Genomic DNA, 18797 nt, shown 5'->3' on the forward strand with positions numbered 1-18797 from the left:
TCCGTCATGCGCCGACTCGCCATCGCCCTTGTTGCACTGCTGGGCTGCAACACCGCCTCTGCGGCAGATCTTCGCGTCTGGTCATTGGACAGCGGCGCAGATGCGCCTCTGGGTGTGTACGTCTCAGGCATGCAGCCCACCGAGCTTGTGGAACTCAGGCTCTCCATGAGGGATGCCAAGGGCAACCTCTGGCGCTCGAGCGCGCTGTACCGTGCGGATCTGGACGGCAGGGTGGATCCATCGAGCACGGCGTCGGAAGCGGGAACCTACGTCGGAGTCGATGAGGCGGGATTGTTTTGGTCGATGCGGCCGGAGGGGCCCTCCAGGCCTTCGCCGTTTCCCATCAGGAGGAGGAACGCGGATCTCAGGTTTGCACCGGCTCAGTTCACGGTGGAGATGGTGCTGGCCGGGCGGGTAGTTGATACCGTCGAGATGCGACGATGGATCGATGGTGAAGGCGTCTCGGCATTCGCGGTGCATTCCCCCGGACTCGTTGCCCACGTTTACGCGCCCAGAAGTGCGTTGGTGGACGGACGCCGCCATCCCGCCGTCATTACCCTGGGTGGTTCCGAGGGGGGTATCGACAGTGCAGACATGTATGCCGCCTGGCTGGCATCGCATGGGTTTGTGGCGATGTCCGTCGGCTACTATCGCTTGCCTGGATTGCCCAAGGATCTCGTGCGGGTGCCGATCGATCCTGTCTCGGTGGCCGTGGATTGGCTACACAAGCAACGCTACGTCGACCCATCCGGGATTGGAGTGCTGGGCGGCTCATGGGGCGGCACCATTGCGATGGCGGCGGCATCGCATGATCAGCGACTCCACGCCGTGGTTTCGCTGGTGGGAAGCCCGGCGCCCTTTCGGGGCATCCAGCGAGACGTCGAGCCGGCTGACTTCCGCGCCGTCGACAAGCCCGGCTTGACCCTTGCAGGGAAGGACCTGCCATTCCTGCCCTACCGTGCGGGCGCCTCCTGGCTGGACGACACGGATTTGCAGGCCCAATCGGCATTGAAGGCCGCAATGTTGCCCCTTGAGAGGATCAATGGCCCGCTGATGCTTGTCGCGGCAGGGGACGACCAACTGGGTCTTTCCGGCCAGATGGCGGCGGTGGCAAAGCGATACCTGGCCCAGCACGCGCGCAAGCAGCCCGATCAGATCCTCTATTTCAGCGATGCGGGGCATCTGATCTCGCCGCTGTGGCAGCCAACAACCTACCGGCATGAGTTGGGTCCCCATCTTCAGGTCGGAGGCAGCCCTCAGGGGTATGCAAGAGCCGACCGGGAAAGCGGCGCGGCTGTGATTCGTTTCCTACGCGCTGCCCTGGAGCGATGAGTGATGGGCACACGTGTGCGATGCAATCGCAAATCAGGCCATGCGATCTGACAAATCAGCGCAGCGTCCAGGCTGGCCTCACGCTGTCGTCCGGATTCCGGCCTGCTGGATCAATTGCACTGCGGCCACAAAACCGGACACCAGCGGAGAAAGGTCGTCTGCACGGGTGGCCAGTGCGATAGGCGCGTGTAGCGTCTGGCCAGCGATCCTTCGGTAGGTGACGCCTTCGTTTTGAATGCGGCTGACCGATTGCGGAATGACCGATACGCCGAACCCCGCCGCCACCATGGGAATGATGGACGCGATCTGGGACGCCGCCTGTCCCAGGCGAGGGGTGAACCCCGCATCGCGGCAGGCGGACATCACGGTGTCGTAAAGCCCCGTGCCGATGGTGCGAGGAAACAGGATCAAGGTCTCGCCCGCTGTGGCAGACAGGGGGAGCGGCGTTTCACCGTCGAGCGGATGGCCGCTTGGAACGGCGATGACCATCTCCTCGTCCACGAAGGGGCGCACCGTCACGCGATCATCCTGGTCAACCGGCGGGCGGATGAATGCCACATCCAGTCTGTTGTCACGCAAGCCCGCCAGCAGCGCGGGCGTATTGCTCTGTTCGGGCGACAGCACGACATCGGGGTGCCGGGTGCGAAAAGCCTGGATCGCTGCAGGAATGGCGGGGTTGAAATAGGTTGCGCCAGCAAAGCCGACACGCAACTGCCCGGCTTGCCCTTCGCCATGACGCCGCGCGTCGGCCAGGGCAGCGTCCAGCCGCGCAAAGATTTCGGTTGCCGACAGTTGCAGACTTCGCCCCGCAGCCGTGAGCTCCACGCCGCGTGACCGGCGACGAAAGAGCCGCGCACCGACGATGTCTTCCAGCTGTTGGATCTGCATGCTCAGCGGCGGTTGCCGGATTCCAATCTTCTGGGCCGCACGCGTGAAATGGAGTTCGTGCGCGAGAACGAGGAAGTAGCGCAGATGCCGGAGGTCGATGTTATTCATATCAGGATATCAAAAACGCGATTTTAATATATTGAAAGCTTAGCTACGATGCGTGCACTTCGAAACGCAAGGAACCACGCCGTCATGTCCCTCACAATCGCCGACCTGATCGCCAATACCCTCGCGGATGCGGGCGTGAAACGGATCTGGGGCGTCACAGGTGACAGCCTCAACGGCCTCAATGACAGCCTGCGCCGGCTCGGCAAGATCGACTGGATGCATGTCCGCCATGAGGAAACCGCTGCATTTGCCGCTGGCGCGGAAGCGGCGATCACCGGACAACTCTCGGTCTGTGCCGGCAGTTGCGGGCCGGGCAACCTGCATCTGATCAACGGCCTGTTTGACTGCAAGCGCAATCATGTTCCCGTGCTGGCGATCGCCGCGCACATCCCATCGTCGGAGGTCGGATCGGGCTATTTCCAGGAAACCCATCCGCAGGAACTGTTTCGCGAGTGTGCCGACTTCATCGAGCTGGTCTCCAACCCCGCGCAGATGCCCGGACTGCTGCATCGGGCGCTAAACACCGCCATCGGCCGTCACGGTGTCTCCGTGCTCGTCATCCCCGGCGATGTGGCGCTGCTGCCCGCCCCGGCGATCGCCCCTTGGAATGCCGCACTGCCCAAGCCCGCGCGCACACTTCCCGCCGTCAGCGAAATCGAAACACTGGCGGAGCGATTGAATGCCGCCAGGACCGTCACCATCCTCGCCGGCAGCGGATGCGCGGGCAGTCACGATGCCCTGGTTGCGCTGGCGGCCAAGCTGAACGCGCCAATCGTGCATGCGCTCCGCGGCAAGGAACATGTCGAGTGGGACAATCCCTACGATGTCGGCATGACGGGGCTGATCGGCTTCTCCTCCGGCTATCACGCGATGCTGTCCAGCGACACGCTGTTGATGCTGGGCACGGACTTTCCCTATCGCGCCTTTTATCCCAACGACACGCAGGTGCTTCAGATCGATCGTGACCCCGGCGCCCTCGGTAAGCGCGTTGCGCTGACGCAAGGGCTGGTCGGCGATGTGGGGGAGACGCTCGCAGCCCTCCTGCCGCTGTTGAACCAGCGCACGGATCGTGCCTTCCTGGAGTCGGCGCGCCAGCACTACGCGCAGGCGCGCAAGGGACTGGACGATCTTGCCGTTGCATCGCCGCCAGGAAGGCCGATCCATCCCCAGTATCTTGTTCGCCGTATCAGCGAGCTCGCAGCGCAAGATGCCATCTTCACCGCGGACGTCGGCACGCCGACGGTTTGGGCGGCACGCTATCTGGCCATGAACGGCAAGCGCCGCCTGCTCGGTTCATTCAACCATGGATCAATGGCCAATGCGTTGCTCCAGGCCATCGGGGCACAGGCGGCCGCGCTGGAGCGGCAGGTGGTGTCGCTCTCAGGCGACGGCGGATTTTCCATGATGATGGGCGACTTCATTTCCCTGTCTCAGCTCGGGCTGCCGGTGAAAGTGATCGTCATCAATAACGGCTCGCTGGGCTTTGTGGCAATGGAAATGAAGGCCGGCGGGTATCTGGACACGGGCACAGACCTGAAGAATCCCGATTTCGCCGCCATGGCGACGGCGATGGGTGTCAAGGGCATACGGGTGGAGCAATCGGACGATGTCGACGATGCGCTGCGCACGGCCTTTGCCCACCCCGGGCCGGTGCTGGTGGACGTGGTGACTGCCAAGCAGGAACTCGTGATGCCGCCAAAGATCCAGCTCGAGCAGGCCAAAGGCTTCAGCCTCTTCATGCTGAAAGCGCTCATCAACGGACGTGGTGACGAGGTGGTCGATCTTGCCCGCACCAACCTGAGGTTCTGATCGGATGATGGGCCTGGCAGATCCAGACGACCGAGCCGAAATCGTCCAGTCGCGGGCCGAGAAGCACGCCCGCGATGTCGCCTTCGTGCTGCGCTGCTCGGGGGCGGCGACCGTGTCCTTCATGCTCGGGCAGGCTGTCGGGCTCCCCCATCCGGTTTGGGCGGCAATGTCCGGCATCATCGTCTCCCAGGAGAGGCTGGGTGAAACACGCGACGCAACGGTGAGCCGTCTGCTCGGCACGCTGGTTGGCGTGGCCATCGCGGTGACGGTCGGGACGTTGACCACACCATTGGGGATCGCCATCGCCGCCAAAGTCGCCATGTCCGTCGGGCTTGCGGCAGCGGTCGCGCGTCTTTATCCGCCTTTGCGGGTGTGCATGTGGACGTGCCCCATCGTGTTTCTGACTGGAGACCCGGAAAGCTCCTATCTTCTGGTCGGTGTCTATCGCGGCACCGAGGTTCTTCTCGGGGGCATCACCGGTGCGCTGCTGCATGTCATGGCCGAGGCCGTTATCCGCCGGATCTTCGATCATGGTCGGCAATGACGGCGTGCGCGCAGCGCCCCCCATGGTCCGGGCAATGAGCGCGGGATGTCGAGCGGCATCGTCTCCGACAATGGCCGCGCCTGTGATGCGGACGTCGGGCGCTGCCTGGAGACCGAGGGATTGCGTTTATCGTCGCTGCTGGCGGAAGTGAACGTGACGTTGTCGCGTTGGGTCCTGCTTGCGCGTTCGTCTCGATATGCAAGACCTGCGTGAGGCGGGCCCGCGCGCGCCGCGACACCGGGGAGACGTGTTCGCCGGCACCGGGTCGATGATGGCTGCACATGGCCGTGCCAGCGGAGGCGCTACCGTGTGGGGCACATCACGCAGGCGGTCCGGTCGGGTATGGAACAGAAACAACATGAGTGGATGCAGGCCGTGACCGAGGCGCTCAGCGACCTGCTGGCCGCACGCGTGGCCCAGGCCACGCTGCTGGAAGCGATGATGGTCTCGCATCCCGACCCGGTGATGCTGCGCAAGGCATGGGACGAGTTGTCGTCCCAGCGCATCGCATATGTCGCGCAGAAAAAAGCGGTGGCCGCCGATCCACGGCCGATGGATGCCTACACGCTCGAGCAGTTCCAGGCCTGGGAAGAAAAACTCAGCCGCTACTTTCCGCGTGCGCCGGATGCGGGGAGCGCGGATGCGTAAACCCGTCGGCCAACTGTCCATTCGCGCGACGCAGTGGCGATGGGCCGGGCGGGTGTGGCCACTCTGCATGACGCTTGCGCAGGCGGGCGCCAGTGACTGTGGCGGGAGCCGGTCATGGCTCCCGGGCCTGCGGTCAGTTGGTGCTGACGTGGTTTTTGGTGATCAACGCAGCCGCTGCTCCTGCTAGCGTCAGGCCACCGATGCGCGCTGCCTGGCCTTGTCGGCATCCAGGCGCAGGGCGGCAGCGGCGAGGCCGGGCGCGGTGGCCTGCAGGACGATGCTGCCGGTGCTGCGCGTGCTCTGCAGCAGGGCCGCACAGAGTCCATTGAAGGCCTTGCGTTGCGGCGCCTTGTCGTCCTCGTGGCTGGCAGGGTCGCCGTTGCCCACGCCGATCAACCGCGCCGGGCCGCGCAATGCGAACTGCACCAGCGTATCGGCGGTGGGAACGACGCGGCCCTGTGCATCGACGACTTCCACCTTGACCACCGCCACGTCTTCGGCATCGGCGCGCACTGCCTTGCGGTCGCAGCTCAGGCGGATCGCTGCCGGCGTGCCGGCCGTCTCGCGGCGTTCGCTGCGCACCAGTTTGCCGCCGCGGTAACCCCGGGCCTCGATCACGCCGGGTGCGTAGACCACGCGCCATTCGACATGGCCGTAGGCCGGGACCTGCTGCAGGCCCTGGCTGACGCCGTTGACCAGCAGTTCCACCGCTTCGAGATTGCTGTGGCACCAGACTGCGACGCGGCCCTTGTCGTCGGGCTGCAGCAGGCCGTCCCAGTTCCAGTGCGGGAACAGATGCAGCACCGGTTCACCGGTCCATTGCGCGCGGTAGTACCAGTAGTTGTCCTTGGGGAAGCCGCAGCTGTCGAGCACGCCGAACTGCGAGGCGACATTCGGCCAGCGGTTGTAGGGCGTGGGTTCGCCGCGGTAATCGAAGCCGGTCCAGATGAAGCCACCTGCGATAAACGGGCGCTGGGCGACATAGCTCCACCAGGCTTCGGCGGTACTGGCCCACCAGGGGTGGTCGGTGTCGTAGGCGCGGGTGTAGCCGCGCGTGTCGTCGCGCTGGTAGTTGCCGCGCACCGACACGGTGCTGCCGGTTTCGCTGCCATAGATCGGAATGTGGGGGTACTGCGCATGGAAGCCGTCCATCTGGCTGGTGCGGTAGTTGAAGCCGACCACATCCACGACCTGGCCGACGCCATCGCCAAAGCCCTTGTCCATGGCGAAGGTGGTGGGGCGGGTGGGATCGAGCTGACGCACGCGTTGCTGCATGCGGCTGACGATGCGCGCGCCACGCTCGGTGACCTGCTGCGGCTCTTCGTTGCCGAGCGACCACAGGATCACGCTGGGATGATTGCGCCCGCGCCGCACCATCGTCTCCAACTCGCCCATCGCTTCGGGGTCGGTGGACATGCGGCGGGTCTCTTCGATCACCAACATGCCGAGCCGATCGCAGAGTGCGAGCAGTTCGGGCGTGGCCGGATTGTGCGAGCTGCGGTAGGCGTTGCAGCCCATCGACTTGAGCTGGCGCAGGCGCCATTCGTGCAGGCTGTCCGGGATGGCGGTGCCGACGCCGGCGTGATCCTGGTGGTTGTTGGTGCCATGCAGCTTGAGTGGTGCGCCGTTCAACAGGAAGCCGCGTTGTGCGTCGAAGACCGCCGTGCGCACGCCGAACGGCGTGACCAGCGCATCGACCGCCTTGCCATCGCTGTGCACGCTGGTGGTCAGGTGGTAGAGCTGCGGGGTGTCGATCGACCACAACGCAGCCTGGCCAAGCGGCAGGGTCTGCTCGACGCGCTGTACCTGGCCGGGTGCAACGGTGACCGTGGCGCTGGCTGCCTGTGCGACGACGCGCCCATCCGGCGCGGTCACGTGCGCCTGCACCGTGCATTGGCGCGCGGCGCCGCCATCGTTGCGCACTTCGGTGGACAGCTGCGCGGTGGCGTTGTCGCCGTGCACGGTGCTGCGCACGAACACGCCGTCCTGCGGCAGATGCAGCGGGTCGGTCTTGTGCAGCCACAGATGGCGGTAGATGCCGGCGCCTTCGTAGAACCAGCCTTCGCCCAGCGTGGCATCCACGCGCACGGCGATGAGGTTGGGCTTGCCGTAGTCGAGCACTTCGCTGAGATCGACCTCGAAGCCGCAATAGCCGCTGGCGTTGCGCCCGACGATGTGGCCGTTGCAGAACACGATGCAGTCGCGGAACACACCGTCGAACACCAGGCTGATGCGCCTGCCCAGATCGCTTGCGGGAATCTGCAGCGTGCGCCGATACCAGCCCACGCTGGTTTCCGGAAAGCTGGTGCCCAGCGGCTTGTAGCCGTGCGCAGCGGCCGGGTCCTCTTCGGTGATGGTGGCCGAGATCGGTTCCTGCCGGAAGGGCAGGGTGACCGCCCAGTCGTGCGGCAGATCCAGCAGTTCCCAGCCACTGTCGTCGAAGGCGAGTTGCGCGGCTGTGGCGGTGTCCTTGCCCGCCTTGGCGAAGCTGCGCTGGAAGGTGCCGAACTCGAAGTCGCGCGACGGGTCGCTGGCGTGGCCAAGATGGAAACGCCAACCGAAGTCGAACAGCAGCCGTTCGCGCGGTGCCAGGGCTGCATCGCCGAGTGCGGCAAGCGGCGTGGCGTTGTCGGCTGCAGCTGGCGCTGCAGCGGCGATGGCGGGCAGCAATGCACCGGCCGTACCGACCGGAAGTGCGGCGCCCACGCCGCTGGCGAGCATGCCGCGCAGCAGCTCGCGGCGATTGATGCCGGTCATGGCTGGGTCCTCCTGCGGGCGTCGGTGGGCTTGCCTGGGGTGATCGGCGCAGGCTTGGCTGCCGCAGGCTGACCGGACGCCGGCACGCCGGTATACGGGTGACGCATGAAGTCGATCGCCGGCAGCACTTCATTGGCGTGCTTGAAGTCGAAGAAGCTGGCGTTTTCCCACGACGAGCCGGTGCCCCAGCGCGTCTTGCAGCTGCTGCTGGTCCATGCCGGCTCCCAGTACACGACGCCGGCGCCGCCGGTGTCGATCACCAGCTGGGTGAGGTCGACCATGTAGCGGAACTGGCCCTGCGGTGTGGCCGGGTAGCCGGCAATCAGCGAATCCTCGCCGAGCAGGTTGTGCGAGGTGTCGCCGGACTCCAGCGTCCACGGATAGGCGGTTTCCACCACCACCACATCGGCATCAAAGCGGCCGCGCAGGCGCTTGATGGTCTTGCCCAGCTCGGCCATCGACTGGGTCGACCATTTGCGGTAGTAGCTGATGCCGATCAGGTCGTAGTCGGTGACGCCGGCCTTGGTGGCGGCGGCAAACCACGGCTCCACATTCTCCGGCTGGGCGATATGCAGCATCACCCGTGGCTTGATCGTGGAGCGTGCGCCGATGTCGCGCACTGCCTTGATGCCGGCGTTGAACAGCTTGGCGTTGCGCTGCCAGTCGATGGGGCGCTGCTTGTCCCACGGCTGGCTGTCCATCAGATCGGAATTGCTTTCGTTGCCCACCTGCACCAGCTCCGGCATCAGGCCGGCACGGTCGAGCGCGCTGAGCGTGTCATAGGTGAAACCGTACAGCGTGCGCGCCAGTTCATCGGTATCGGTGATGCTGGCCCAGGCCTTGGGAATCAGCTGTTTTTCGCCATCGGCCCAGTCGTCGGAATAGTGCAGGTCCAGCAGCACCTGCATACCCTGCGCACGTGCGCGCGCGATGGTCTTCTTGACGTCGGACAGGTCGCTGTAGCGGGTCCAGCGGGCATCGTTCCACAACCGCACGCGCACCAGGTTGGCGCCATGCGCATGGAACAGTTCGAATGGGTCCTTGACCACGCCGTTCTCGCGGTATTGCACGCCGCATTCCTCCATCTCGTTGACGTAGGACAGGTCCGCGCCCAGATACAGCGTGGCGGGGGCCGGGGCGGCGTGTGCGAAGGTGGAGATGGCCAGCGCGAGCAGCGCGGGTGTCCAGAGGCGACGGGTGGAGCGCATGCAATTCCTCGACAGATAGAGCGCGGAGCGGGTGACAGCCTGCCGCAGGCGGCGGTGCCGTCGTGCGGTCGGTGCGCAATCGCACCGCTGCTGACGGAGACGGTTGCGCACCGACCGCAGCTGTGGAGCGGTCGTAAAGCAGCGGTGTCGGTGGCGCCTAGAACTTGTAGGTCGCTTCCAGCGAGTAGCGACGGCCAAACACCTGGTAGCCGCCGTCGTCCTGGTTGGCCAAGCGGTTGGGCTTGTTGTCGGTATAGGCGCGCAGCGGTTCGTTGGTGAGGTTGCCGGCCTGGAAGCGGAAGCCGAGCTGCTTGCTGTACTGCCAGTTCAGGCTCAGATCCACCGTGCCTTCGCTCTGCAGCCGTGCCAGGCGCGCCGCATTCCAGCCATACACCACGGTGTAGGGGCTGTGGTACTTGTAACCCACGCGGGCTTCGAAGCTGCCGTTGCTGTACCACAGGTCGAAGGTGCCGGTCTTGCGTGCCAGCCCGCTCAGCGGCAGCGGGTTGTTCTCCGGCGAGAACTCCTTGAGGTTGGAATCGACCAGCGAGAAGTTGGAGTAGACGCCGAAGTTTTCCATGTGCGGAATGAAGTAGAACGGCGTCTGGAAGGTGAGTTCCACACCGTTGATATGCCCGCCACCGCCATTGAACGGCGCGCTGACCAGGTAGTCCAGGCCGTTGATGATTTCGCGGTCGGTACGGTAGCCGATGCTGGAATCCACTTCCTTGCGGTACACGGCCAGTGCGGCAAGCGCTTCCTTGTGGAAGTACCACTCGTAGGACAGGTCGACCTGGGTGGCCTTGAACGGATCCAGCTGCGGGTTGCCTCCGCTGCCGGTGAGCTGGCCGATGGTGACGTTGGGGTCGTCCAGGCGCCGGCCGGTGCGTAACTCGTCCAGCGGCGGACGCGCGATGACCTTGGCCACCGCAAAGCGCAGGATGCGTTGATCGTCGATCAGGAAGTTGACGGTGGCACTGGGCAACACGTCGGTGTATTCCTTGCGGTCGCTGCTTGCCTGCACGGTGGTGCCGACCGAATCGAAGCCATCGCTGGTGGTCTTGGTGTTGACCAGGCGCACGCCGATATTGCCGGTGACATCGGTGCCGAACAGATGCGAGCTGAAGACCGCCTTGGCGAAGGCTTCGCGCACGTCTTCCTTGACGTTCCAGTGGTCCAGCAACTGCTCGTTGAGCGTGGCCGGGTCGAATCCGCCGAAGCCGATCTCGGCGATGGCATCCATGTTGCCGCCGGTCAGCGTGGGCACGTTCAAGTCCGGCATGGTGACCGGGTAGATCAGGCCCTGATAGGCCGAGATCGGCTGGTCATAGCCGGACTGGTTGCTGATGAAGCGGCGGTTCTGCTTCTCACGGCGCGCGGCGCGTGCGCCGAACTCCAGCGAAGTGAAGGCGGCTGCATCGATCGAGCGGCTGGCGTTGAGCGCCAGCGCGGCGATCTTGTCGCGTAGCCCCTGCGGCTCGGTCTGGCCGGCGATGCCCCACTCGGGCGTGTCCGAGCTGGTGCTGATGGTGGGGGTGACGCTGCGGCGGAAATCGAACGAGACGGTGTCCGGGTTGCTGCCGAAGCGCACCGCCTGCCAGGTGTTGTCACGCTTGGCCTGCGAGAACGACAGGTCGCTGCCCAGCGTCCACACGTCGCCGCTCCACTTGGCGTTGAGGCCGCCGGCGGTGAGCGTCTTGACCTCGTTGTAGTGGCTGACCACATGGTCGACCTGCAGGTTCGAGTTGGCCAGCGTGCCGGCCACCACGTCACCATCGACGATGGTGTAGGACGAGCCCGGCGTGGTGTACGGATTGGCGCCGGTCGAGAAGGTGCTGTAGGCCAGGCCGTTGAACCAGTTCTGCAACTGGTCCTCGTCGATTTCGATACGCGAATACAGGCCGTCGAACTTCAATTCGAAGTTGCCCGAGCGCCATTGCACGGTGCCCATCGCACCGGTGCGGGTCTGGTCGGTCAGCTTGAGCTGGTCGGCCGCGCCGAACGGAGTCGGGTCCACGGTCCCGTCGCCATCCACATCGCGCGAGGTGGTGGCATCGGTATAGCCCCAGCTGCCGATCGAGGAGTTGGAATTCTTCTGCTTCTGGTAGGTCGCGCCCAGCGCAACGGCCAGGTTGTCGTTGATCTGGTGCACCCAGCTGGCGCCGAAGCGGCTGCCCCACGGGGTGTAGCCATCCACGTCCTTGGCGTGGTCGTAGAACACCGGGCCGGCGGTGCCGACAAAGCCCGGGCCGGTGTAGTCCAGCGGGCTGATGGTGGAGATGTCCACCGTTGCCGCGAGACCGCCGGCGACCAGGTCCGCCGACTGGGTCTTGTAGACCTTGACGGTGGAGACGATCTCGGTGGGAAACACTTCCCAGCGCACCGCGCGATTGGGCTCGGAGGAGGCGATCTCGCGCCCGTTGACGGTCCCCATGGTCATGCGCGGGCCAAGGCCGCGCACGGTGGCCAGGCTCTCGTTGCCGCGGTCGCGGGTGCCGTTGACGCCGGGCAGGCGCACCAGCGCTTCGGCCACGGTGACGTTGGGCATCTGCCCCATGTTGTCTGCGGAGATCACTTCCATGACGTGATCGGACATCTGCTTGGCCTGCACCGCCTGATTCAGGCTGGCGCGCTGGCCGATCACGGTGACGTTGTCGAGCGTGACCGGCGGCGCAGCCGCGGTGGTGGCATCGGTGGCCGGCGCTGCGGCAGGCGCGCTGTCCTGCGCGTGCGCACTGAAGGCGGTGGCCAGCACGCAGGCGATGGTGGTGCAGAGGACGTCGCGCACGGGTGTGCGGCGCAGGCGCCGGCTGGCCGGGTGGCCGGTGTGGTGAACGGGCATCGTTTGATCCCTCCCAGGACAAAGTTACCGAATGAAATAGTGGCCGCTGGTGCGGCGCTCTGGCGCGGCTGCGCGCGGGTGCGTCCGGCGCGGGCATGGCGGTTGCTGCGGTACTGCGGTGTGGAGCCGATTGGTCGTTTGCGTGACGCTGTGACGATCGTCGATCGCCCTGGCGTCCCCCTGTCCTGCATGTGTCCGCTTCAGGGTAGAAGCGCAAGTCATTCCATTCCAATGAAGCATTTTGCGTGAGCTATCTCGCGTTGGAATGCTGCACTGCAGCGGTAGCGTCTGGTTCGTCACCGTTGCGGCGTGAGTTGCAGGCGCCGGGCAATGACGTGCCTGGTCGATGCGACGGACCCCGGTCCCGGGTCAGCGCGCGCTGGTAGACAACCGCGGCAATGCCGGAAATGCGCGCTGCACGCAGTCGTTGCGTTCGCAGGTCAGGCAGCCGGGGCCGATCGGTACCGCATCGTCCACCGCATCCAGGTCCCAGCCGCGCGCATACACCAGCTGATCGGCATGGCGCAGGTCGCACCCCATCGCCAGCGCAAAGGTCTTGCGCGGGCGCCCATAGCCCGGCGCGCCGCTGCTGACCTGGCGCGCCAGCCAGAAATAGCGCCGGCCATCGGGCATGCGCGCGATCTGGGTGAGGATGCGGTCGGGCTGGTTGAAGGCCTCGTAGACGATCCACAACGGGCAGGCGCCGCCGACATGCGAGAAATGGAAGTCGGTGGCCGAATGGCGCTTGGACACGTTGCCGGCACGATCGACCCGCATGAAGAAGATCGGCAACCCGGCCGCGCCGCGCCGCTGCAAGGTGCTGAGCCGGTGGCAGACCGCCTCGAAGCCGACGCCGAAGCGATCAGCCAGCCATTCGATGTCGTAGCGCGAGCGCTGGGCGCTGCGCAGGAATTCGCCGTACGGCATCACCAGCGCGCCGGCGAAATAGTTCGACAAGCCAATGCGCGAGAGTGCAATGCGCTCGGCATCCTCGAAGCCGGCATCGGCGATGCGTGCGTCCAGCAGCGGTGCGCATTCCAGCAAGGCCAGTTGCGCGGCCATCTGGAAGGCCTGCTGGCCGGGGCGCAGATGCGCCGGCAGCCACAGCACGCGCGCCTGCGTATCCACGCTGCGCTTGTCGCTGTGCAGATCGGGCGCGTCCTGCACCAGCAGGCCGTGGCGGTCGGCCAGGCGTTGGCTCAGCCGCAGCGGCAGGTTGTCCGAGGTCAGGCCGAGTTCGGCATATAGCGCCTCGGCGCGCTCATCCAGTTCCGGCAGATAGTTGTGCGCGCGATTGAAGTAGTCGCGCACCTGCTCGCCCGGCGACAGCGAGGGCAGCGCGGCGTGGTCGGCGCCGATCTGTATTTCCAGCGCGGCGTTGCGCTCGAGCAGGTGCTGGTGGGCGCGGTGCAGGTCCAGCAGGGCCTGGGCCACCTGCGGCAGATTGCCGGTGAGCACACGCAGCTCGGCGGCCGACAGGCTGTGGCCCAGGCTGCGCAGCGATTCGTCCAGCGGCTCGACCAGCGCGGCCGGGTCGTCCAGGTCGAGCAGGCCATCGAGATCGCCCAGGGTGGCCTTGAGCCGTTGCTGGATCGCCAGGGTCAAGGGGCGCTGGTTGCGCTCGATCTGGTTGAGGTAGCTCGGCGACAGGCCGAGCCGGCGCGCCAGCTCGGCCTGGGTCAGGCCGTGGCGCTGGCGCAGCCGTTGCAGGCGCAGGCCGAGCTGGTGACGGAGCGGGAGCTGCGACTGGGGCATTCGCAAGATTCGCAAAAGAGTGGCGGCAGCTTAGCGCGATTAAGCAGTCTCGGGCTGGGAAAGCCAGCTCGCGCTGCGAACAATGCGAAGCATCTGCACTGCCTTCTGCGAGCGAACCTGCAATGAGTGATTCCGTCCCGCGCGTGTCCCTGTTGATCGACGGCCAGTTCGTCACCTCCGCCAGCACCCAGTGGCAGGAGGTGGTCAACCCGGCCGATCAATCCGTGCTGGCGCAGGTGCCGTTTGCCACCACCGGCGAAGTGGACGCGGCGGTGGCTGCGGCCAGCCAGGCGTTCGTGAGCTGGCGCAAGACCCCGATCGGCACGCGCGCGCGCATCTTTCTGAAGTACCAGCAGTTGATCCGCGAGCACCTGCCCGAGCTGGCCGCGTTGCTGAGTGCCGAGCAGGGCAAGACCCTGGCCGATGCCGAGGGCGATGTGTTCCGTGGGCTGGAAGTGGTGGAACACGCTGCGGCGATCGGAAACCTGCAGCTGGGCGAGCTGGCCAACAACGTCGCCAACGGCGTGGACACCTATAGCCTGCTGCAGCCGCTGGGCGTGTGCGCGGGCATCACCCCGTTCAACTTCCCGGCGATGATTCCGTTGTGGATGTTTCCGATGGCCATTGCCACCGGCAACACCTTCGTGCTCAAGCCATCCGAGCAGGACCCGATGGTGACGATGCGGCTGGTGGAACTGGCGCTGGAGGCGGGCATTCCCAAGGGCGTGCTCAATGTCGTGCATGGCGGCGAGGACGTGGTCAACGCGCTGTGCGACCACCCGGACATCAAGGCGCTGTCGTTCGTGGGCTCCACCAAGGTGGGCACGCACGTCTATCAACGCGCCGCGCTGGCAGGCAAGCGCGTGCAATGCATGATGGGTGCGAAGAATCATGCCGTGGTGCTGCCGGACGCCAATCAGGAACAGACGCTCAACGCGATGGTCGGTGCGGCCTTCGGTGCGGCCGGCCAGCGCTGCATGGCGGCCTCCACGCTGGTGCTGGTGGGCGAGGCGCGGCAGTGGATTCCGGCGCTGGTGGCCAAGGCCAAGGGCCTGAAGCTGGGCGCGGGCAATGCGCCGGGCACGGAGGTCGGGCCGTTGATCTCCTGCGCGGCGCGCGCGCGCGTGGATGGCCTGATCGCCTCCGGCGTGGAGCAGGGCGCCACGCTGGAACTGGATGGTCGCGCGCCCAGCGTGCCGGGGTTCGAGCAAGGCAACTTCGTCGGCCCGACGATCTTTTCCGGGGTCAGACCCGGCATGCGCATCTACGACGAGGAAATCTTCGGCCCGGTGCTGGTGATCCTGGAGGCCGCCACGCTGGATGACGCCATCGCCCTGGTCAATGCCAATCCCAACGGCAATGGCACCGCGTTGTTCACCCAGTCCGGCGCGGCGGCGCGGCGTTTCCAAGAGGACATCGATGTGGGCCAGGTCGGTATCAACGTGCCGATTCCGGTGCCGGTGCCGCTGTTTTCCTTCACCGGCTCGCGTGCCTCCAAGCTCGGCGACCTGGGCCCGTACGGCAAGCAGGTGGTGATGTTCTACACCCAGACCAAGACCGTGACCGCGCGCTGGTTCGACGACGAGACGCTGGGCCACGGCGTCAACACCACCATCTCCCTCAAGTGACCTGATCGCCATGAATGCAGCCATCCAGCTACACGCCAATACGGCCGATTTGAATGACGAGCAGGAAGCGTTCCGCGCCGCTGCGCGCGACTTCGCCGACAAGGAACTCGCCCCGCACGCCGCGCGCTGGGATGCGGAAAGCCACTTCCCGCGCGAGGCCATCGCCAAGGCGGCCGAGCTGGGCTTTTGCGGGCTGTATACCGATGAAGGCGTGGGCGGCCTGGGCATGCGCCGTCTCGATGCTGCGGTGGTGTTCGAAGAACTGGCCACGGTCGATCCGTCCACGTCGGCGTTCATCAGCATCCACAACATGGCCACCTGGTTGATCGCCAGCTACGGTAATGACGCGGTGCGCGCGCAATGGGGCGAGGCGATGACCAGCGGCGTCAAGCTGGGTTCGTACTGCCTGACCGAGCCGGGCGCCGGCTCGGACGCGGCCTCGCTCAAGACCCGCGCACAGCGCGATGGCGACAGCTACGTGCTCAACGGCAGCAAGGCCTTCATTTCCGGCGCGGGCGCCACCGATGTGCTGGTGGTGATGGCCCGCACCGGCGACGACGGCGCCCGTGGCATCAGCGCCTTCGTGGTGCCTGCCGATGCGCCCGGCATCAGCTACGGCCGCAAGGAAGAGAAGATGGGTTGGAACAGCCAGCCCACGCGCGGGGTGAGCTTCGAGAATGTGCGCATTCCGGCCGGCAATCTTCTCGGCAGGGAGGGCGAGGGCTTCAAGATGGCGATGAAGGCGCTGGACGGTGGCCGCATCAATATCGCGGCCTGTTCGTTGGGCGCGGCGCAAGGCGCGCTGGATGCCGCGCGTCGCTACATGGGCGAGCGCCGTCAGTTCGGCAAGAAGCTGGCCGATTTCCAGGCCCTGCAGTTCAAGCTGGCCGACATGGCCACGCAGTTGGTTGCCGCCCGGCAGATGGTGCACACCGCTGCGCGCAAGCTCGATGCCGGCAGCCACGATGCCACAGTGTGGTGCGCGATGGCCAAGCGCTTCGCCACCGATGCCGGTTTTGCGATCTGCGACGATGCCCTGCAGATCCACGGCGGCTACGGCTATATCCGCGAGTATCCGATCGAGCGCCTGCTGCGCGACAGCCGCGTGCACCGTATCCTGGAAGGCACCAACGAGGTGATGCGCATGATCATTGCGCGCCACCTGCTCAATGGCGAGGAGGAACTGCGATGAGCGATTGGGAAACACGCGCGCATACCGGCTTGCAGGTCGAACGCGATGGCCATGTCGCCATCGTCACCTTGCGCAATCCGCCGGCCAATACCTGGACCGTGCACAGCCTTGCAGCCTTGCGCGATCTGGTGCACGCGCTGGATGCGGACCGCAGCATCTACGCGCTGGTGATCACCGGCGACGGCGAGAAGTTCTTCAGCGCCGGCGCTGATCTCAAGCAGTTTGCCGATGGCGACAAGGCCAATGCGCGCGCCGCGGCGCGGCGGTTCGGCGAAGCCTTCGAAGCGCTGAGCGCGTTTCGCGGCGTGTCGATCGCGGCCATCAACGGCTATGCGATGGGCGGTGGCCTGGAGTGCGCACTGGCCTGCGATCTGCGCATTGCCGAGCAACACGCGCAACTGGCCTTGCCGGAAGCCAGCGTCGGGTTGCTGCCGTGCGCCGGCGGTACCCAGAACCTGCCGCGCCTGGTTGGCGAGGGCTGGGCCAAGCGCATGATCCTGCTCGGCGAACGTCTGGATGCCGCCACTGCACAGCGGATCGGCCTGGTGGAAGAGGTGGTCGGCAAGGGCGAGTCACGTGCGCATGCCATCGCCTGGGCACAGCGCGCCGGCAAGCAGAGTCCGGCCAGTGTCGCAGCGTGCAAGCGCCTGGTGCAGTCCACCCGCCATGGCACCCATGCCGCCGCGCTGGTGGCAGAGCGCGAGGCCTTCGTCGACCTGTTCGAGCAGCCCGATCAGGCCGAGGGAGTGGCAGCCTTTCTGGAAAAGCGTGCACCGCAGTGGAGCAATGGCTGATGCTGGATGTGCGCCCAACCGAAGAAGCGCCGGTGCTGTTCGAGCAACGTCATTGCGCCGACGGGCACCGCATCGGCATCGCCACCTTGAATGCGCCCAGGACGCTCAACGGCCTGTCGTTGCAGATGACGCGCCTGCTGGATGCACAGCTGCGCGCCTGGGCCGACGATGCGCAAATTGCCTGCGTGGTGTTGCGTGGCGCAGGCGAGAAAGCGTTCTGCGCGGGCGGCGACCTGCATGGGCTGTACCAGAGCATGCGTGCGCATCGCGAGGCGGTGCCGGATGCGCAGGAGCGTCGCGCGCAGCCGCAAGCCAATGCGCATGCCGCTGCGTTCTTCGAAGAGGAATATCGGCTCGACCATCGCATCCACACCTATCCCAAGCCGCTGCTGTGCTGGGGCCACGGCATCGTGATGGGCGGCGGCATCGGCTTGATGTCCGGTGCCAGCCATCGCGTGGTCACCGAGCGCTCGCGGCTGGCGATGCCGGAGATCAGTATCGGCCTGTTTCCCGATGTCGGTGGCAGCTGGTTGCTGCGCCGGGTGCCGCACGCTGCCGGGTTGTTTCTGGCACTGACCGGTGCGCCGCTGGATGCCAGCGATGCCATCTACGCCGGGCTTGCGGATGTCCGGCTGGAGCATGCGCAATACGGGCCAGTGCTGGAAGCCTTGAGCGCACATGCCTGGACAGGCGATGCAGACGAGGATCGCGCCCAGCTCGGCGCGTTCCTGCACGGGATTGCGCAACCGCTGGAGCCGGGCCCACTGCAGGTGCATGCGGCCTTGATCGCGCAATTGGTGGCAGGCCGGACGCTACAGGAGGTGGTCGCTGCAATCCTGGCACTGCAAAGCGAGGACGCCTGGCTGCAGGCCGCGCGCGCAACGCTGGCAGCCGGTGCCCCCGGCTCGGCGCGACTGGCCTGGGAGCTGCGCCATCATCCGGAAACCGGCACGTTGGCGGACACCTTTCGCACCGAGTACGTGGTGGCGCTGCATGTGGCCGCCCACGGCGATTTTGCCGAAGGCATTCGCGCGCTGTTGATCGACAAGGACCGCACGCCACAGTGGCAGCCTGCCGAACTGGAACAGGCCGATGCGCAATGGGCGGCTGCATTCCTGCAATCGCCCTGGCCGGCTGCTCGGCATCCGCTTGCCGATCTTGGTGCAAGTTGAGTCGCTGACACGCCGCTGCGAACGGTCTTTGGCGGATGCGGACAATGAGCCGCATCCGCACTGCAGGACCAAGGGATGCCATTGCACCCGTTTGCCGCGCTGCGCTGCGGCCGGGCACAC

General features: G+C 65.9%; 14 protein-coding genes. 9 read left to right on the forward strand and 5 right to left on the reverse strand.

The genetic code is table 11. From position 1 onward, the window contains the following. The first annotated feature begins 6 nt into the window (after positions 1-6). Positions 7-1332 carry an acyl-CoA thioesterase/bile acid-CoA:amino acid N-acyltransferase family protein gene (locus H7A86_RS06625; RefSeq protein WP_119132599.1) on the forward strand — a complete coding sequence of 442 codons (1326 nt, stop codon included), beginning with the start codon at positions 7-9 and terminating at the stop codon, positions 1330-1332. A gap of 78 nt (positions 1333-1410) precedes the next feature. Here H7A86_RS06625 and H7A86_RS06630 read toward each other — a convergent pair whose 3' ends face one another. Then, positions 1411-2328 carry a LysR family transcriptional regulator gene (locus H7A86_RS06630; RefSeq protein ID WP_232099274.1) on the reverse strand — a complete coding sequence of 306 codons (918 nt, stop codon included), beginning with the start codon at positions 2326-2328 and terminating at the stop codon, positions 1411-1413. Between the two features lie 96 nt (positions 2329-2424). On the opposite strand from H7A86_RS06630, the gene poxB reads away from it, so the two are divergent. The 4 genes from poxB to H7A86_RS06645 all read left to right on the forward strand — a co-directional run bounded on the left by poxB (position 2425) and on the right by H7A86_RS06645 (position 5329). Continuing rightward, positions 2425-4137, forward strand: coding sequence for a ubiquinone-dependent pyruvate dehydrogenase (poxB, locus tag H7A86_RS06635; protein ID WP_197944265.1), 1713 nt, complete (start codon positions 2425-2427; stop codon positions 4135-4137). A 7-nt stretch (positions 4138-4144) separates the two neighbouring features. After that, on the forward strand, positions 4145-4681 hold the full coding sequence (locus H7A86_RS06640; RefSeq protein ID WP_180708056.1) for an FUSC family protein: 537 nt from the start codon (positions 4145-4147) through the stop codon (positions 4679-4681). Between the two features lie 45 nt (positions 4682-4726). After that, positions 4727-4894 (forward strand): hypothetical protein, encoded by a 168-nt coding sequence (locus tag H7A86_RS20945; protein WP_232099275.1) that lies wholly within the window; start codon positions 4727-4729, stop codon positions 4892-4894. A gap of 129 nt (positions 4895-5023) precedes the next feature. Further along, positions 5024-5329 carry a hypothetical protein gene (locus H7A86_RS06645; RefSeq protein WP_166761659.1) on the forward strand — a complete coding sequence of 102 codons (306 nt, stop codon included), beginning with the start codon at positions 5024-5026 and terminating at the stop codon, positions 5327-5329. 189 nt (positions 5330-5518) lie between these two features. Here the strand turns inward: H7A86_RS06645 and galA are convergent, their stop codons facing one another. The 4 genes from galA to H7A86_RS06665 all read right to left on the reverse strand — a co-directional run bounded on the left by galA (position 5519) and on the right by H7A86_RS06665 (position 13891). Beyond that, a complete protein-coding gene (gene galA / locus H7A86_RS06650; protein ID WP_119132602.1) occupies positions 5519-8086 on the reverse strand; it encodes a beta-galactosidase GalA in 2568 nt (855 codons plus the stop codon). Continuing rightward, the gene (locus H7A86_RS06655) at positions 8083-9294 is read right to left on the reverse strand and encodes a glycoside hydrolase family 53 protein (RefSeq protein ID WP_119132603.1); all 1212 of its coding nucleotides are present in this window, start codon (positions 9292-9294) and stop codon (positions 8083-8085) included. The genes galA and H7A86_RS06655 overlap by 4 nt, the downstream gene beginning before the upstream one ends. A gap of 157 nt (positions 9295-9451) precedes the next feature. Next, positions 9452-12136: a TonB-dependent receptor gene (locus H7A86_RS06660; RefSeq protein ID WP_119132604.1), complete on the reverse strand. Its 2685-nt coding sequence runs from the start codon at positions 12134-12136 to the stop codon at positions 9452-9454. A 369-nt stretch (positions 12137-12505) separates the two neighbouring features. Further along, positions 12506-13891 carry a short-chain fatty acyl-CoA regulator family protein gene (locus tag H7A86_RS06665; RefSeq protein WP_119132605.1) on the reverse strand — a complete coding sequence of 462 codons (1386 nt, stop codon included), beginning with the start codon at positions 13889-13891 and terminating at the stop codon, positions 12506-12508. Positions 13892-14013: 122 nt separating this feature from the next. On the opposite strand from H7A86_RS06665, the gene H7A86_RS06670 reads away from it, so the two are divergent. Genes H7A86_RS06670 through H7A86_RS06685 form a run of 4 tightly spaced genes read left to right on the forward strand, consistent with a single transcriptional unit; the run spans position 14014 to position 18677 of the window. Continuing rightward, positions 14014-15519, forward strand: a complete 1506-nt coding sequence (locus H7A86_RS06670) for a CoA-acylating methylmalonate-semialdehyde dehydrogenase (RefSeq protein ID WP_119132606.1) — start codon at positions 14014-14016, stop codon at positions 15517-15519. Positions 15520-15529: 10 nt separating this feature from the next. Continuing rightward, a complete protein-coding gene (locus tag H7A86_RS06675; protein WP_104650514.1) occupies positions 15530-16711 on the forward strand; it encodes an acyl-CoA dehydrogenase family protein in 1182 nt (393 codons plus the stop codon). Further along, entirely contained in the window at positions 16708-17505 is a 798-nt protein-coding gene (locus tag H7A86_RS06680; RefSeq protein ID WP_119128960.1) for an enoyl-CoA hydratase, read from the forward strand. The genes H7A86_RS06675 and H7A86_RS06680 overlap by 4 nt, the downstream gene beginning before the upstream one ends. Then, the gene (locus tag H7A86_RS06685) at positions 17490-18677 is read left to right on the forward strand and encodes an enoyl-CoA hydratase/isomerase family protein (RefSeq protein ID WP_425509741.1); all 1188 of its coding nucleotides are present in this window, start codon (positions 17490-17492) and stop codon (positions 18675-18677) included. Before H7A86_RS06680 ends, H7A86_RS06685 begins: the two co-directional genes overlap by 16 nt. The last annotated feature ends 120 nt before the right edge of the window (positions 18678-18797 follow it).

The sequence above is a fragment of the Xanthomonas euroxanthea genome, assembly GCF_903989455.1.
In the GTDB taxonomy this organism is placed as follows: Bacteria; Pseudomonadota; Gammaproteobacteria; order Xanthomonadales; family Xanthomonadaceae; genus Xanthomonas; species Xanthomonas euroxanthea.

What these genes read in the sequence shown, in the direction of transcription:
- H7A86_RS06625 (WP_119132599.1), top strand. Translation starts at nt 7, where the DNA reads ATGCGCCGACTCGCCATCGCCCTTGTTGCACTGCTGGGCTGCAACACC.
- H7A86_RS06630 (WP_232099274.1), bottom strand. Translation starts at nt 2,328, where the DNA reads ATGAATAACATCGACCTCCGGCATCTGCGCTACTTCCTCGTTCTCGCG.
- H7A86_RS06640 (WP_180708056.1), top strand. Translation starts at nt 4,145, where the DNA reads ATGGGCCTGGCAGATCCAGACGACCGAGCCGAAATCGTCCAGTCGCGG.
- H7A86_RS20945 (WP_232099275.1), top strand. Translation starts at nt 4,727, where the DNA reads ATGTCGAGCGGCATCGTCTCCGACAATGGCCGCGCCTGTGATGCGGAC.
- H7A86_RS06645 (WP_166761659.1), top strand. Translation starts at nt 5,024, where the DNA reads ATGGAACAGAAACAACATGAGTGGATGCAGGCCGTGACCGAGGCGCTC.
- galA (WP_119132602.1), bottom strand. Translation starts at nt 8,086, where the DNA reads ATGACCGGCATCAATCGCCGCGAGCTGCTGCGCGGCATGCTCGCCAGC.
- H7A86_RS06655 (WP_119132603.1), bottom strand. Translation starts at nt 9,294, where the DNA reads ATGCGCTCCACCCGTCGCCTCTGGACACCCGCGCTGCTCGCGCTGGCC.
- H7A86_RS06660 (WP_119132604.1), bottom strand. Translation starts at nt 12,136, where the DNA reads ATGCCCGTTCACCACACCGGCCACCCGGCCAGCCGGCGCCTGCGCCGC.
- H7A86_RS06665 (WP_119132605.1), bottom strand. Translation starts at nt 13,891, where the DNA reads ATGCCCCAGTCGCAGCTCCCGCTCCGTCACCAGCTCGGCCTGCGCCTG.
- H7A86_RS06670 (WP_119132606.1), top strand. Translation starts at nt 14,014, where the DNA reads ATGAGTGATTCCGTCCCGCGCGTGTCCCTGTTGATCGACGGCCAGTTC.
- H7A86_RS06675 (WP_104650514.1), top strand. Translation starts at nt 15,530, where the DNA reads ATGAATGCAGCCATCCAGCTACACGCCAATACGGCCGATTTGAATGAC.
- H7A86_RS06680 (WP_119128960.1), top strand. Translation starts at nt 16,708, where the DNA reads ATGAGCGATTGGGAAACACGCGCGCATACCGGCTTGCAGGTCGAACGC.